This is a genomic window from Pseudomonas sp. TH08 (assembly GCF_016651275.1).
GTDB lineage: Bacteria > Pseudomonadota > Gammaproteobacteria > Pseudomonadales > Pseudomonadaceae > Aquipseudomonas.
Genome location: NZ_JAEKEE010000003.1, coordinates 741,356 through 757,227 on the forward strand (window position 1 = coordinate 741,356; position 15,872 = coordinate 757,227).

The 15,872-nt window shown below is 58.5% G+C and carries 10 protein-coding genes and 1 pseudogene; 4 read left to right on the plus strand and 7 right to left on the minus strand.

Annotated elements, in window-relative coordinates; translation table 11 throughout:
* Together codA and JFT91_RS30265 are read left to right on the plus strand one after the other, a co-directional pair.
* Positions 1 to 1,236 carry a cytosine deaminase gene (gene codA, locus JFT91_RS16680; RefSeq protein ID WP_201233122.1) on the plus strand — a complete coding sequence of 412 codons (1,236 nt, stop codon included), beginning with the start codon at positions 1 to 3 and terminating at the stop codon, positions 1,234 to 1,236.
* A gap of 117 nt (positions 1,237 to 1,353) precedes the next feature.
* Positions 1,354 to 2,006 (plus strand): annotated as a pseudogene (locus JFT91_RS30265) (carboxymuconolactone decarboxylase family protein).
* A 24-nt stretch (positions 2,007 to 2,030) separates the two neighbouring features.
* Here JFT91_RS30265 and JFT91_RS16690 read toward each other — a convergent pair.
* Positions 2,031 to 3,011, minus strand: coding sequence for a diaminopimelate epimerase (locus tag JFT91_RS16690; protein ID WP_201233124.1), 981 nt, complete (start codon positions 3,009 to 3,011; stop codon positions 2,031 to 2,033).
* A gap of 240 nt (positions 3,012 to 3,251) precedes the next feature.
* On the opposite strand from JFT91_RS16690, the gene JFT91_RS16695 reads away from it, so the two are divergent.
* Positions 3,252 to 4,403 carry an MFS transporter gene (locus JFT91_RS16695; protein WP_201233126.1) on the plus strand — a complete coding sequence of 384 codons (1,152 nt, stop codon included), beginning with the start codon at positions 3,252 to 3,254 and terminating at the stop codon, positions 4,401 to 4,403.
* A gap of 115 nt (positions 4,404 to 4,518) precedes the next feature.
* Positions 4,519 to 6,054, plus strand: coding sequence for a trypsin-like serine peptidase (locus tag JFT91_RS16700; RefSeq protein ID WP_201233128.1), 1,536 nt, complete (start codon positions 4,519 to 4,521; stop codon positions 6,052 to 6,054).
* 41 nt (positions 6,055 to 6,095) lie between these two features.
* On the opposite strand, the gene JFT91_RS16705 is transcribed toward JFT91_RS16700, so the two are convergent.
* From JFT91_RS16705 to JFT91_RS16730, 6 genes are all read right to left on the minus strand, one after another.
* Positions 6,096 to 8,522, minus strand: a complete 2,427-nt coding sequence (locus JFT91_RS16705) for a TonB-dependent siderophore receptor (RefSeq protein ID WP_201233130.1) — start codon at positions 8,520 to 8,522, stop codon at positions 6,096 to 6,098.
* A 98-nt stretch (positions 8,523 to 8,620) separates the two neighbouring features.
* A complete protein-coding gene (locus tag JFT91_RS16710; RefSeq protein WP_201233132.1) occupies positions 8,621 to 9,601 on the minus strand; it encodes a FecR family protein in 981 nt (326 codons plus the stop codon).
* 40 nt (positions 9,602 to 9,641) lie between these two features.
* Positions 9,642 to 10,133 (minus strand): sigma-70 family RNA polymerase sigma factor, encoded by a 492-nt coding sequence (locus JFT91_RS16715; protein ID WP_201233134.1) that lies wholly within the window; start codon positions 10,131 to 10,133, stop codon positions 9,642 to 9,644.
* A 214-nt stretch (positions 10,134 to 10,347) separates the two neighbouring features.
* Positions 10,348 to 11,001 carry a WD40 repeat domain-containing protein gene (locus tag JFT91_RS16720; protein ID WP_201233136.1) on the minus strand — a complete coding sequence of 218 codons (654 nt, stop codon included), beginning with the start codon at positions 10,999 to 11,001 and terminating at the stop codon, positions 10,348 to 10,350.
* 32 nt (positions 11,002 to 11,033) lie between these two features.
* On the minus strand, positions 11,034 to 14,651 hold the full coding sequence (locus JFT91_RS16725) for an AAA family ATPase (protein WP_201233138.1): 3,618 nt from the start codon (positions 14,649 to 14,651) through the stop codon (positions 11,034 to 11,036).
* On the minus strand, positions 14,629 to 15,465 hold the full coding sequence (locus JFT91_RS16730; RefSeq protein ID WP_201233139.1) for a hypothetical protein: 837 nt from the start codon (positions 15,463 to 15,465) through the stop codon (positions 14,629 to 14,631). Before JFT91_RS16730 ends, JFT91_RS16725 begins: the two co-directional genes overlap by 23 nt.
* Positions 15,466 to 15,872: the final 407 nt, after the last annotated feature.

Below are 15,872 nucleotides of genomic sequence, written 5' to 3' on the forward strand. Positions count from 1 at the left end.
ATGCACATCATCAACGCTCGCTTGCGCAACCAGGAAGGTTTGCACGAATTGCACCTGGAGAACGGGCTGATTCACAACATCGCCCGCCAGACTGAAGCGCCGTCGCTGGGCCCCGACGACCTCGACGCCGGCGGCAATCTGGTGGTGCCGCCCTTCGTCGAGCCGCACATCCACCTCGACGCCACCCTCACCGCCGGCGAGCCGCGCTGGAACATGAGCGGCACGCTGTTCGAAGGCATCGAATGCTGGGGCGAACGCAAGGTCACCATCACCGAAGAAGACACCAAGACCCGCGCCAAGAAAACCATTCAGACGCTGGCCGCGCACGGCATTCAGCACGTGCGTACCCACGTCGACGTCACCGACCCGCAACTCACCGCGCTTAAAGCCATGCTCGAAGTGCGCGAGGAAAGCCGTCACCTGATCGACCTGCAAATCGTCGCGTTCCCGCAGGAAGGCATCGAGTCGTTTCGCAACGGTCGCGAGCTGATGGAAGAGTCGATCCGCATGGGCGCGGACGTGGTCGGCGGCATCCCGCATTTCGAGTACACCCGCGATCAGGGCGTCAGTTCGGTGAAGTTTCTGATGGACCTGGCCGAGCGCACCGGTTGTCTGGTGGACGTGCATTGCGACGAGACCGACGACCCGCATTCACGTTTTCTCGAAGTACTCGCCGAAGAGGCACGCAGTCGCGACATGGGCGCCCTCGTCACCGCCAGCCACACCACGGCGATGGGTTCTTACGACAACGCTTACTGCGCGAAACTGTTTCGTTTGCTCGGGCATTCCGGGATCAGCTTCGTCTCCTGCCCGACCGAAAGCATTCACCTGCAAGGTCGCTTCGACAACTTCCCGAAACGCCGTGGCGTAACCCGTGTGAACGAGTTGCTCGAAGCCGGCATGAACGTGTGTTTCGGTCAGGATTCCATCGTCGACCCGTGGTATCCGCTGGGCAACGGCAACATCCTCCGTGTGCTTGAGGCCGGGCTGCACATCTGCCACATGCTCGGTTACCGCAACCTGCAAAGTGCGCTGGATCTGGTCACCGACAACAGCGCCAAAGCCATGCACCTGGGCGAGCGTTATGGCCTCGAACAGGGGCGGCCGGCGAATTTGCTGATTCTGTCGGCGGACAGTGATTACGAGGTTATTCGCAGTCAGGGTTTGCCGCTGTATTCGATTCGTGGGGGCAAGGTGCTGATGAAGCGGACGATGCCAGCGGTGCAGTTCGTCTAAGGTATAGAAGTCGGCGTCGCAACGGCGCCGATTCACTCCACTTCGATGGACGCTCTTTCATGCTGAAGTTCGTGCGCAGTTGATCAGCCGCCATCCTCATTCGCTTGAGGACTCGCCATGAAACACAACCCTCTCTCCACTCCGATGGCCACGCTGTACGCCGAAGGCCGCCATACCTTTATCGAACTGGTGCCCGACGGCGGTGCCCGTCTTGATGCCTTGTTTCATACCGTGCCCGCACTGGGCGAACTGGCCGTCGGCGTTGTGTACGGGCATCTGCATGCTCGTCCCGGCCTCGACCCGCGCCTGCGTGAGGCAGTGTCCTTCGCTGCGATCGTGGCTTCAGGCATGGTTGGCCCACCGTTGAGCGTACACCTCAAGACCGGGCTGGCCTCGGGATTGGCGCCCGGTGAAATGACCGAAGTGCTGTTGCAGGCTTCGGCATTCGCGGGGTTCCCCGGGCAGTGAGTGCGGCCGAGCAACTCAATCGACTGTTCGACGAGGCCGGCCTGACCTCACCGCCTGCACCGACGCCGCGTGAACTCGCCCTGGCGTTCTGTGAGCAAGTACGCGACGGCCACGCGCCGATACCGGTCAGCGCAGCGGTGAAACGCCAGTTGAAGCATGCGCGGAGCCTGTCGCTGCTGGCGTCTTCGGCGCATTCGGTCATCGTTGAGTGTTTTGAAGAGCAGCCCGATCCACAGGCGTTGCTGCGACTGAAAGTCGAAGGAGACCGAGTAACGAGCGTGACATTGTTCAAGGCTCACTGACCCTGCCACGCCCTCCTACAGGGGTCAGGCAATCTGGTGGGCTGTGCCGAACAGGCTGACGCGCAGCAATTGCCCATTGGCCTCTTCCAGCAGAATCGGCGCCGTGCCGCCGGGCATGACGACGTGTACGGCGCCTGCCGCGACCCAACCGACCCGCCACGCTGCCGAGGCCACCGCGCTGGCGCTGGTGCCCGAGGACGCAGTCGGGCCTTCGCCGCGCTCAAACACGCGCGCGACAATCCGTTGCTCTGATTCGCGCGCGGCCCACTGCAGATTGATGCCCGCCGGACAAAGTTGTCCGGTGCCGGTCGGCATGGCGTAGGCGATTCGGGTCAGGTCTTCGTTCAGTGGTGATTCACGCATTCTCTCGTTAGTGGGCAACGCGGTCTTGTCGCCGAGCAGGGTCACGCAGTGTGGGTTACCGATGCGTACGAATTGGCTGTGCGTCCAGTGACGATCGAGTTGCGCCAAGGGCTGGACATGGCTCACGTCCCGACCGTTGAACTGAAGGCTTTCAACAGCCCGCGCGCCCACCGAATCCGGTCCGAATAGCGGTTGACCCAGGTCAAGCCAGAAACCTTGAATACCGTCGACTTCAGCCGGTTTCACCGAAGTTTCCACCATTGCGCCCTTGTCGTGATGCACGCGCAGCAATGCGCCCGCCTCCGGCATCAATTCCTGCTCGGTCAGCGCCTGAGAAAATATCGTCAGACCGTTGCCACTGCGTTCCGCGAGCGTACCGTCGGTGTTGACGATCAGCACATCGAACGGCGGCGAGGTCTGGAACGGGCCGATCAGCAGGCCGTCGCTGCGGTGGGATTTGCTGTTGGGTGGCCGCTCGCCTGCGGGCCAGTCACAGCACAGTTTGATTGCCGCGTGGCTCCACGTCGGGCGCGACGATGCGCATGCGCACGCGCTGGCAGGTAAATCAACGCCCGCTTCGCGCAGTGCCTCCGGCGAAACCACACCATAAATATTGCCCCGCGCATCATAAAACTGCGTCATCACTTTTAATCCCTGCTAACGAAGAATTCCACTGTAAACCGCAATCCCCTCTAGGAGCGAGCCTGCTCGCGATAGCGGTGTGTCAGTCGACATTTTTTTTAAATCGGCCCACCGCTATCGCGAGCAGGCTCACTCCTACAGGGTAGGATGTCGGCTGCACGTTCTCGAATAAACGGTCATCGAACCTCGACGCCGTATCACTGTCCTTCGGGGACGCGACGTTTTTTGCCAAGGATTGATATGACCAGCCTCAACACCCAAGACACCTTCGTCCCCGGACGCCTGCAACAGATGTCCACGCGCATCGCCTTCTTCATTGCCGGACTCGGCATCGCCGCGTGGGCGCCGCTGGTGCCATACGCCAAGGCGCGCGCCGGGCTCGATGAGGGCACGCTCGGTTTGTTGCTGTTGTGCCTGGGGGTCGGTTCGATTCTGGCGATGCCGCTGGCGGGAATTCTCGCAACGCGGTTCGGCTGTCGGCGTGTGGCCACCGGCGGCACCTTGCTGATCTGCGCAGCATTGCCATTGCTGGCGACGGTGTCGTCGATTCCGGCGCTGATCGCCACGTTGTTCATGTTCGGCGCGGGCCTCGGCACGGTGGATTCGACGGTAAACCTGCAAGCGGTGATCGTCGAGCGGGCCAGCGGCAAGAACATGATGTCGGGGTTTCACGGTTTGTTCAGCCTGGGCGGCATCGTCGGCGCGGCGGGTGTCAGCGCCCTGCTCGGCCTTGGCTTGACGCCGCTCGCGGCGATGCTGGTGGTGGTCGTGGTGCTGATCGCGGCGCTGTTCAAATGCGTGCCGCACATGCTGCCTTACGGCAGTGAAAGCTCAGGCCCGGCATTCGCCATCCCCCACGGCATCGTGCTGTTTATCGGCGGCATGTGCTTCATCGTGTTCCTCACCGAAGGCGCGGCGCTGGACTGGAGTGCGGTCTTCCTCGCTCAGGAACGCGGGATCGACACGGCGTATGCGGGATTGGGTTACGCGGCGTTCGCGTTGACCATGACGGCGGGACGCTTGATGGGTGACCGGATTGTGCGGATCGTCGGCGCCACGCGGATCATTCTGTTTGGTGGACTGTTGGCGGCGGCGGGTCTGTTTCTGGCAACGTTCGCACCGAGCTGGGAAGCGGCGCTGGTGGGTTATGCGCTGGTCGGCGCTGGTTGCTCGAACATCGTGCCGGTGTTGTACACGGCGGTGGGCAAGCAGACGGTGATGCCGGAAAGCATCGCGGTGCCGGCGATTACCACGCTGGGCTATGCAGGGATTCTGGCGGGGCCGGCGGTGATCGGGTTTGTTGCGCACGCCAGCAGTTTGAGTTTTGCCTTCGGCTTGATGGCGGTGCTGCTGGTCGCCGTGGCGATTGGCGGGAAAGTCCTTAAAGTCTGAGGAAAGGGATTTACGACAAACGGTGGATTATTAGGCAGTCCACTGTCATTTCTGACAGTGGACGGATATCGCATCGCGTCGCAGCATAAGATCAGTCACCTCTTATGGACGCATCATGAAATCGATCTGCAGAAACGGAATTCTGGCGCTTCCACTGCTGCTCGGTCTGAGCCATGGTGCGCAGGCGTCGACGCCAACCGATCCGGATCTAGGTGAAGCCGTGGCCAATTTCGCGCCGGAGCAGGTCTTGAGCGACGACCATGGGCAACACCGGCACTGGTTGGCGATCGGTCGGGTAATAGTCAGAAAATCTCATTGTTCCGGCAGCCTGATCGACACGCGCGATGCCGATGGCATTCAGGACGGTCCGGCCTACGTACTGACAGCGGGACACTGCGTGTATAGCGACGCAGATCGTTTTATCCAAAATGCCCCCGTCTCTGGCCGGGTCATTTTCAACTATTTCAAGGACACGCAGGCCCGTCAGCAGACCTACTCGATAGTGCGAATCCCTTGGGGTACGCGGCGCGGTGGTGACATTGCCATCGTTGAACTTGACCGTTCTCTGAAACAACTGATGGATGACGGGATCACCCCGCTGAAACTGACGCGCCAACCTGCGGCGGCGGGTTCGAATGTGCTGATCGTCGGAGCACCGCAATCCTCCTTTCTGACACGGGTCGCCTGCCGGCAGGAAGCGTCGGTCGATATATTTGAGGAAGGTTTCGTCTGGTTCGACCAACTTAGCAATCGCTGCGAGGGTGTACGCAACGGTATTTCCGGTTCACCGGTCCTGACTCGATATGGCAACGAGATCCTCGGGGTAATCGGTACGACTACGCGCATCGGCGGACCATCGATGTGCGGTGCGGATGAGCCCTGCGAAATCCGTGATGGTACGCCGCAAAAATCGCCAGACACCAACTATGCAACGCCCGTCACCTCTCTGGATCGCTGCTTCAACGCGGGTCGATTCACTTCCGACAATGTCGACTGCCCGCTCGGCCCGGCCAGTGACTTCGAACCGCGCAACGATGAAAACTACGTGCGGATGCTACGAAATACAGAGGGTGGTTTTGATCCGCTGCTGTGGAAACAGACCTTTACCTCGGATCAACCCTTTTACCGGCTCAAATACACTCGAACACTGGCCGACTGCGCGAACGGCGAGGGCTATGGCCCGGCTCGACAAAGCAAAGGTAAAGAACAAGACACCTCAACTCACGCTTTACGCGCAGGCCCCGGGTTCTATTTCTTATGCGTCATGGGGCAACCGCACGAGACAGTCACCGTGGATCGATGGTCGGCTCGAAATGCCCGAGTCTACTGGCGCTGGGCACTGGCAGGGCCGTCAAACCTTGCCCCGGTCTATACGTTGTTTGAAAGTAAAAAAAACACCTTTACCGTTACCCCGGTCGAAGTGGCGCCGGATCTGACTGACGCGGGTTACCAATACAAAATTATTCCCCCGCAAACGTCCGATTGCCTGAACGCCGAGGACTATCAACGCCTTGGGGAGAACCAGAGTGCGTTTATCGTCACGGTTGCCGATGGTCCAAAAAGAGTTTGTCTCAAAGGTCATGACATCGTAGGCAATCCCTCCCCGGTGGTGGATTTCCAGTTACTTGAATCAACCGATAAAAATGAATAATTGTGCTGCAGGCGGCTGGCGACAGCCGCCTGCGCAAAAGGTCAGAAACCGACGCTGGCCTGCACAAAGAACGTGCGCGGCGCACCCACGTACATCCCCGAATTGTTATCGCTGGAACGCGTGAAGTACTGCTTGTCGAAGACATTCTTCACCCCCGCGCCCAGCTTCAGGTTCGACACCTGTGGCCCGAAGTCATAACCGCCACGTACGTTCCAGGTCACGTAACCCGGAATGTCGCCGTACTGCCCATCCGCCGTGCCTTCGGTGATGTAGTTGCCGTTGAAACTGCCATCGGCGTTTACCCCGGTGCCCGGCGAGCGCTGTTTCGACTGGGCGAAACCATCGATGTTGTAAGTCCAGCGGTTGATGTCGTAACGCAAACCGACGGTCGCCACCTGACGCGAATAGAACGGCAGATCACGGCCCTTGAAGCCCGGAATCTCGCCTTCATAGGTGGCGCGGGTGTAAGTGAAACCGGCGTTGGCAGTCAGCCCCTCAAGACGCGGATCCAGCGCCGCCATGTCGTAATGCACCGACGCTTCAAGGCCCTGGTGCTTGGTCGCGCCGAGGTTGGTCCAGCCGACATCGTTGCTGATGTATTGCAGTTCGTCATCGAAGTCGATGTAGAACAGCGTCACCTCACCGCCCCACACGTCATCGTTGTAGCGCGTACCGATCTCATAGGTCTTGGCTTTTTCCGGCTCCAGACCGTTGGCGGTCTGGTCACCCGAACCACCCTGACCGAGCTGGAAATACTGCAGGCTGCCGAACGAGGTTTCGTAGTTGGCGAACAGCTTCCACGCGTCCGACAGGTGATACATCACGCTCAGGGCCGGCAGCGGTTCGTTGCTCTCGATGCTGCGGTTTTTCTCCGGTACGCGCTTGCCGGCGGTGTCTAGCACGGCACGGTCATGCCAGTCGGTGCTGATGTGTTCGAAGCGAATGCCCGGCGTGATAGTCCAGTTGCCGACGTCGATCTTGTTGTCGACGTAGACCGAGTTGGCCTCGGTGCCGCCAGTACGATCCTGGAACACGTGGCCGTCGGACGTCTTGGTGACCACTGGCTCGTTGTTGACCAGCGCCAGACGGCTCGACTGTTCGTGCATCGCCTCTTTCAGATAGCGATAACCGACGCTGACTTCCTGGCTGGTCGGGCCGACATCGAACACCCGCGACACCCGTGGCTCGATGCCCAGCGTGTAATAGGACCGCGGGTACGAGCTGAGGGTTTTCTGATCGCGGGCGGCGATGGTACTGCCACGGAAACTGTCGGTGTAGTAGGTCAGCACTTCAGCCTGAGTGCGTTCGTCGATCTGCCGAATCCACTTGAACGACACGTCTTTGCGGCGACCGCTGAAGTTGTCGTAGTCGCGCACCGAGTCGTAAGGTTTGTCGTCGTACTGTTTCTGCGTCAGGCCGCCGGGCATGTCGGCGCTGGCGTCGTAGTAGTGGAAATTGAGGCTGAAATCGTCCTGATCGGTGGGCGCCCAGTGGGTCTTGAGCAGCACGTCGTCGATGTCGTTGCCGTTGTTGCGCTCGCGGTAACCGTTGCCGTTGACGCCGGAATACAACAGCGCCACGCCCATGCCGTTGTCGGCGGTGCCGCCGAGGAATGCCGTGTCGATGTGTTTCCAGCCACCGTACCGGGTGGTTTCCAGCGTAGTGCCGATTTCACCGGTGGCTTTTTCCGGGATCGCGCGGGTGACGAAGTTGATCACGCCACCGACGTTCTGCGGCCCATAACGCACGGAACCGGCGCCGCGCACGACGTCGATGCTGTCAAGGTTGCCCGAGGAAATCGGTGCCATCGACAGTTGCGGCTGGCCGTACGGCGCGAACGCGGCGGGCACGCCGTCGATCAACACCGTGGAGCGTGGCGACAGCCGCGAGGTCAGGCCGCGCACGCCGACGTTCAGGGCGATGTCGCTGCCGCCGGTGCCGTTGGAATCCTGCACCTGCACACCCGGCACACGCTTGAGTACATCACTGACGTTCATCGCGCCCTGCTCGACCATCGCTTCGCGGCGGATCACCGTGCGCGCGCCAGGGTGGTTTTGCACCACGGCGGCGTTGGCATCACCGAGCCAGTCACCGACCACTTTGATGTCAGTCACGCCCAGTTCCAGCGGGCCACTGGTGGCCGCGGAAGTGGCAGCGGGCGACAGGGTCACCGAACCTTCGTTGATCTGATAATCGAGACCGCTGCCTTGCAGCAACTGGCGCAGCGCCTGTTCCGGGGAAATGTCGCCATCCACCGCCGGGGCCAGTTTGCCGGCGACCAGATCGGGACTGAAAAACACTTGCAGTGAGGTTTGCTGGCCCAGTTCGCTCAAGGCCTGGCCCAGCGGTTGGGCGCGGATATGAATCGCTTCGCCGGCAAATGCCAGTGGCATCGCCGCGTTGACCGCCAGCGCGAGGGCCAGCGGCAACCAAGGGGATTTTTTGTTGTTGGCAGTGGTTTTTTTCACGTCGAACGTAGTCCTGTGGATCGCAAGAGTGTGCGGCTGTTAATGCAAACCAGTTGCAGTTGAACAGGAAGACGATGAACTCGAAAAAAACCTGAATTTTATTTTGAAATTATTTCCTGACTGCCATCCGCGAGGGTACGAACGGCCACCGGCAGGATGCTCGGCAAGGCTTTGAGCAAGGCCTCGGTGTTGTCGGATTTGAACACACTGGTCAGGCGCAGATTGGCCACGGCCGGGTTGGCGACGGTCAGCGGTTTCTCGCGATAACGCGACACTTCAGCAGCCACTTCGCTAAGGCTGGCGTTGTTGAACACCAGTTTGCCGCCGCGCCACGCGGTCAGTTCCGCTGGATTGACCGCGTAGGCTGCCGCGACTTGGCCATGAGCATCGATATGGGTGCCGAGGCCGGCAGTCAGACTGATGAATTCATTGTCCGGCGCATCATGCCCCTGCACTTTCACCGTGCCCTGCTCCACCGCCACGCGGGTTTGCGTGACATCGCGACGTACGTCGAAACGCGTGCCGGTGACCGTGACTTTGCCGCTGCCGGCCTCGACCACGAACGGGCGAGACGTGTCGTGCTCGACGCTGAACATCGCCTCGCCTTCGCTCAGTTCGATCAGTCGACGACCACTTTCATACCGCACCTGCAAGCGGCTACGGCTGTTCATATCGATCACCGAACCGTCCGGCAACGCTACGTGTTTGCGCTCGCCCAGCGCGGTGGCGAACTCGGCGCTGTAGCCTGCGGGATGATTCAAACCGCTGAACAAGCCGAGCCCCAGCGCTACCGTCAACACACTGGCAGCGACGGCATAACGCACAAAGGGTCGACGCTGACGACTCGGCGGCGTTTCGACAAGGGCTTTCAGGCGTGGCGCCGGCAACAGATCTGCCGCCGTCCACAACCCTTGCAGCAGCTGAAACTCGTCACGGTGCTGCGGATGTTCATTCAGCCAGGCGTCGAAGCGCTGCTGTTCATCGGCACTCACGGCCGGCTCCTGCAAACGCACAAACCAGCGCGCCGCGTCATCGCGCACCGTTGTTTGCCCGCACGCGCAATCACGAATATCCGTCATGGAATGTCCTGTTTGGCTGGGGATGAAAAAGCACGGCAACTCATGAATGCAACCCATCCAGTCGATCACGCAGATGCCGCAGGGTGCGGATCATATACTTTTCGACCATGTTCTTGGACAGCCCCAGGCGATCGGCGATTTCCGCCTGGGTCAGGCCTTCGATCTTCTGCCAGACAAAGATCTTGCGACAGTTGATCGGCAGTTCAGAGAGCGCCCGTTCGATGGAGTCGGCCAACTGGATCGCATGCATGTAATGCTCCGGGTCGCCGGACGACGACTCACTGTGATCGATCGCCTCCGACTCCATGGCGCCACGCCGATCCTCACGCCGATAGCCGTCGACCGCGATATTGCGCGCGGTCTGGTGTAAATACGCCCGTGGCTGCTGCACCGCCGCCGAATCGGATTCAAGCACCCGCACAAAGGTGTCGTGCGCCAGATCCTCGGCCTGCGCGCGATTGCGCAAACGGCGAGTCCAGGTGCCGATCAACTCTTCGTAATGCTCGAAAAAGCCGGGTCTGCGGGGACGCATGGGGGTATGGGCGGTGCGCTGAGGTAAGGGGTGTGAATAGTAATGCTTCGTATTAAGGCGAAGCAATGGATTCCGGTGGCCACTGATCTAGCAATGGCCGCCGGTTACCGTTCAGCTGAGAATAACGATTACGTTACCGCGTCAATTGCCTTTCGGATTACGGTCTGCAGATGCCACCAGCATCTGTTCATCAAGAGCGATCATCACTAATCCGTTATGGGTTGCTACAACCATGCGGGCCATTGCGGTGAAGCAGATTCCACGAATCGGGGAGGTGATACTGATTTGAAACAGGGCATTCAATTCGCCGTCCCAGAATCGGACTACACCGTCCTCCCCCTGATGCCAAAAGTGGCGATGGGCTGGCATCGCAGAATGCCAAGGCCTGAATGCGCCCATTGAGGTGAGTGCCTGGTTGGCACGCCAGACGTTCTCCGCTTGGGTAATGCCACAAGGCAATTCGACCTGAATCAGTGCCGGCAGCGATCAACTCGCCATCCATGCTTTGCGCCAGAGAAAGCACTGCGGCTATGCCGCTACCCGGTATGCGCCAAGTATCAAACAGTGAAAGCCTGGGCATTTCAGAGGGTGGAACCGGATGCTGCGCAACCATGATCTGCGAATACTTGCTGGCGAATACGATTCGCGCTACATCATCGCCAGCGAGACAAACCAGACTCATGATGGGCTTGTCTTCTTCGCCGTAACTGAGCTGATAGTTCCACTTGGCTCCAAACTCATTGCGAAGAGTATTGATTTCCAGTTTTGAACGCAGATTCCATATGCGAACGGCGTTCACGTTGGCTTGACTCACCGAAGCCACAACCATCGGTTCGTCGTCGATCCGGACGACTTGTACCTGGGTCACATCATCGCCTGCCTGAATCACCGCCGAGAGGTCTAGTTGACCTCCTGCCGGAACCAGACAGATAACCCCCGAATGGCGACGACCAGCAGCAGTTTTCCCTCATCCACATAACCGGTTATTGCGTGGATTCGTTGATTCGGAATGATTTCACACGTCCAGGTCAGGTTGCCGCTCATCTCATCGATCGCCACGACCTCTCCGGCGGCGGTGCCACAGTAAATCGTGTTGGACGCGATGGAGTCCATGAACATGCATTTGACGTGGCCTGGAAAAAATTGGCCTTCCTGTACAGAGCGCGCCGGCGGTTGTGCGTCCCTCAAGCTCCACATATTGACTGAGCCCGCGTTGCTACTCAGATAATAATGACTTGTGCCCAAGTTGAAGCTGTCGGTACGGAACTCCTCCGTCCAGTAGCCATCGATGCGCGTGACCGATGTCAATGTTGAAGAGATTTCGACCGGATTGGCTACCTCAATGTTCTGGCTTTCAATTGTCCCGTCTTCAGCCAGCAGATAAAGAATTTTTGAAGCTTGTGACTCACACAGCCAAGCCCCTCGTTTGTCCTCCGGAGCGCAATAGACAAGAATGATTTGTTCAGGCCGGACTTGCCAAATTCGAGGTGGTCGGAAAAAATCGTTGGTTACCGCATACGTAGCACCACCCACCATGTGCAGGCGGATTGATGAAATGCATTCGCTTTCAATCGTGGCAGGTATTTCCCATAGAAACTCCAGATCAAGCTTCCACATTCTCAGGGTTCTGGCACATCGCGCACCATCGAAGAAACTACTGCCTGCTGACAGAATTCGAAGACCGTCGAACGTAAAAACAATCGCCACAGCCAGAATCCGGGCGCGTGAAGCAGCGGCTCTGTGATGAATCAGGCCGAGGTCAGTCAAATCCCAGACTCGTAGATCACCTTCCAGCTCAGCTCTGTCATCTAAGCGGGTACGTGCAAGCGTTCGCTCATGAGCACTCACACACAGAAAGCGATCACCTTCCCGGCATACCGTCAGCGCAGTGATGCGACCGTTCTGCTCAGCGAAAGGGACATAAATGTCGCGCTTGGTTCGAAGATTCGTTGTCGCCAGCCAACCCTCCTCCCCACTCGCAACCAATACTTCACCGCTTGGCGTTGCGATGATTGCCAAGTGTGAAATCCGGCTGCCCACAATGGGATGCCAAGCCGCCAACTGCTTGCCATTGTCGAGCTGAAAGACTTCAATCAATCCATCCTCGCGCCCGACCAGTGCCACCGGAGTACGGTCATCCCATTGACCGAGACTCAGTGCGGTCACTCGTGAATCTCGCGAAACCAGCACGCTGTTGCCTTCCGGCGGATTCCAGGTCGCCCAGAGTGGCATCCACCGAGAGCGTTCCTCGCCCGGCAAGGGCACTGATTCATCAATCCCGTTCTGCAGGGATGCCAGTGCAAGGTAGGATCGACGCTCTGCTTCGGGCAATTCCCGCAAAGCCCCAAAGGCTCGCAAATAGGCCTGAACCATCGGCTGATCGATGGACGACTGAGGGTTGAGATAACGGCGCAAAATAGCCGGATCACTGACCACCAGAAATGCCGGATCGTCGAGTAGCGCCTGCAACATGCCCGCCTTGACTGCGAAGCTTGCGGCATGACGTTTCAGATAAGGATGGGCACGCAGCCAGTCGTGACGCCCCTCGGAATTTGCAGGTACACAGGCCAGCAACGCTTGCCACAATTGGCATGAAAGGGCCGGGGCCTGCCCATCACTTTCGAGCAGGTGCTCTGCCAACTGCTCATGGTATAGCCGATAAACCGACCGGTCGCCCTCCATGGACTCCACAATGAAGGGCGCCGCAAATTTGCGCACGGCAATGATATCCGCGTCGGTGATCGTCTGACCGCTCAAGGCGCTGGCCGCTGAACGCCATAAATCGGCCCACGGCAAGCCCTCACCTTCGGCAAAAGCCAAAGCCAGCAAAACCGCGCGGGCAGTTGTGATATTCAGCCCCTCTTTACCCTCCTCCAAGGGGGCCAGATACTGATTGAATGCGTCAGCCAACTCGGTTGATAGATGATCCATCCAGCCAAGGCGGCTCGTGTCGACCAATTTGCCCATCTTGAACAGCCTGAGTGCGACGGTATGTGCCACCAGAAACACGTTCTTCGCTCGCTGGGCGACAGCCTCGGCCACCTTTCGAGCGATTTCGGGATGCTTGCGATAAGGCGTGAAGCGCCGTGGTTCTTCGCTGGCTAACAGCCGTCGCTCGACATACAGCGCAACCTCGCCGGGCTCTGTATGCAGCGAATGTTCGAGATTGACTTCCACAGTATCTGGCCCAAATCCCTCGAAACGCTGTTGCAATGAAGTAGCGTCGGGCCGAGTCCCCACTAACAGAAAGACATGCTTGAATGTCGCCAATGGCAACAACAACTGCTGCAAAATAATCTGGCTGTCGGCAGCTTCATCCAGAGCATCAATGACAATCACCGTTTTTCTGCCGCGTTTTTTTAGTGATTCAAGCACCGATGGCAAGTCACGATCCGACAGATCCAGCTTGTCCGCGATCTCGTTCAAGACCTCGCTCAACAGTTTGTGCCGGGCATGTACGGCGACATTGACGATACCTTCAGGTGGCATGTCAGCAACGTCGAATGAAGATCCATCGACTGCAAGTACCCGATCGCGAAAGCTCGGCTCAGACAGCGACACGATGCGCCCCAACAATGCTGATTTGCCTGTTCCCGGGCCACCGGTCACTACCAAAACGCGCCCATGAGTATCGACCTGTGCGAGCCACTCTCCTATTTCCCGCAACGCGCGATGACGGCCGGTGAAATAGCTCCCGACCCACCCACCTTCGACCCCTCCGGCTTTGGGTAACCAATGTTCATCAAACACTCGCTGGCTGGCCAGATCCAGGCCTGGGCCAATATGAGGGCGGTACTGGGGATTGGGGAACAACAGGCAACGACCTTTGAGGTTTGCCCCCGCCAATTGAGCTTCCTGCTTGGGAAAGCGTTCGGCGAGATATTCTCTGATCGCCTCCATCACTTCGTCCATGGCCAGGTAGCGCTGCGTAGCACCGCCGAACTGACCGTCGGGATTAGCCAACGCTTTAGCCAACGCCTTGCTCAAGGCGCCCTCATCCGCCTCATCTCGCGATCGCGTTGCCGCGATGACATAGGCCGGACTCAATGAAGGCCGCTGCCTGATCAGATCGGCCGCTATTCTGAGAAAATCACCAGCTCCCGTGCCGGCGTAACAGACATCAAGGATCAAGAGAACCTGCGCTGCTCTGGTCTTGATCAGAATCTGTGCCAGATCGACGACTTTTACCGCCAGCGCTGGGTGATCCTCAGCCGCCTGCTGTGACTCACGGGACAATAAATAGAGTTGGTTGTCACTTTCACCATGTCCCGTGTAATAGAGCACCAGCAAATCGTTTTCAGTGCAGTCTGCACAAGCTTTGAAAATAGAATCCTGCAGTTCTCGGGGATCCATATCAAGTTCTGCCGGTACGACCTCATAGTGCAATGCAGCGAAGGCCGACTTGATTGTTTCAACTTCGTCCGGAACCTGCGACAGCGTTGCATGGTTATCGAATTGACTGGTGCCAGTGGCAAGCAGACGACGTCGATAAGTATCAGATAGCGGCTGCGATGGCATCTCCCACCTCCCGGGTCGTGAGGTAGCGGCTCGCATCGTGGACTTTCATGCCATTGGCGACACTTACATCGACAATTCGCGGCATGAACAAGGGCTCAAGTTTTTTCGTCAGGGCCACTACATCACCGCTGTCTGAAATATTGGTCCAGTGCTGCACGTTGCCAGGCCATGCACCAAGCTCACGTTGCGGTGCGGGTTGCAGGGCATCGAAAATCAGATTACGGATGCCCAGTGGCGAACCCAATGTAATCAAGTGCTGGACGGGCCACTGAGGGTTTGCGCATAAAGCCTCGTAGGCAACCACTGACCCCAAAGAATGGGCAACAATCAACCGTGTATCGTCATTCACCCATTTTTCAATACTGGCACGAGCGGCCTGACGGATTGAATCGTCATGGAAGTATCGATAGACCTGCTTCAAATCACTGATCATCACTTTTTCCAGCTGACCGGAAAAAAATTTTGATCGTGTCAATGCATTGAGTCCGCGCTGGACGAACGTCACCAGACCCGCTTTGGTGGTCTCGTCAGGTGCGCGAACAGCGGGATCAATTCTGGCCGCCTCCTCCCACCATGCCTTGAGCAGTTGCGCCTCCCAGGCATCGACATCCTCGGCGCTGTAGGGCGGTATCGCTCCTTTACCCTTCGGGCGAAACAAGTCCCCATAGAAGGCACATTTGAAGGTTACTTCGTCAGGCAATTCTCGTCCGGCACGCGCGAGACCATCCTTGAGCGCCGGCAGCCATTGGTCGCTCAACGTGTTTTCACCACCAAACTGATGACCGATGCCGTGCACACCAATGATCGTTGCCATTGTTCACCCCTTATCTTTTGACGCTCGGCACTCAGAGTTCTGAAGCCATCCATGGAAACCCGAAGCGCAACTAGTGGCCATTGGGTATTAACGACATATTACTGACTTTACTCGTGCCTGGTCATTTGCGCAGACCTTAGCGGCGTTGATATTTTCCCTGCCCAGCCGGACGCATTTCATCAATCCCACCACTGCCCCTCACCCCGGATCAGATCTCACAAACGACGTCCGGTGAAGAACGCGCCATGCTTTGGCAGTTTGTGGTCACTGACCTGTTCGACCAGAGCAGATACGCACAATCGCCAGTGCCAAATCCACGGTTTCACACGCCTGCCAGCATCACAGGCAATCGTTTGATTTAATAACGGCAGGTATTAGCGGTGACGCTGTGCGTTGTGCCTATAACT

Excerpts from the sequence above, each read along its gene's own strand:
- codA (WP_201233122.1), top strand. The coding sequence starts at position 1 with ATGCACATCATCAACGCTCGCTTGCGCAACCAGGAAGGTTTGCACGAA.
- JFT91_RS16690 (WP_201233124.1), bottom strand. The coding sequence starts at position 3,011 with ATGACGCAGTTTTATGATGCGCGGGGCAATATTTATGGTGTGGTTTCG.
- JFT91_RS16695 (WP_201233126.1), top strand. The coding sequence starts at position 3,252 with ATGACCAGCCTCAACACCCAAGACACCTTCGTCCCCGGACGCCTGCAA.
- JFT91_RS16700 (WP_201233128.1), top strand. The coding sequence starts at position 4,519 with ATGAAATCGATCTGCAGAAACGGAATTCTGGCGCTTCCACTGCTGCTC.
- JFT91_RS16710 (WP_201233132.1), bottom strand. The coding sequence starts at position 9,601 with ATGACGGATATTCGTGATTGCGCGTGCGGGCAAACAACGGTGCGCGAT.
- JFT91_RS16715 (WP_201233134.1), bottom strand. The coding sequence starts at position 10,133 with ATGCGTCCCCGCAGACCCGGCTTTTTCGAGCATTACGAAGAGTTGATC.
- JFT91_RS16725 (WP_201233138.1), bottom strand. The coding sequence starts at position 14,651 with ATGCCATCGCAGCCGCTATCTGATACTTATCGACGTCGTCTGCTTGCC.
- JFT91_RS16730 (WP_201233139.1), bottom strand. The coding sequence starts at position 15,465 with ATGGCAACGATCATTGGTGTGCACGGCATCGGTCATCAGTTTGGTGGT.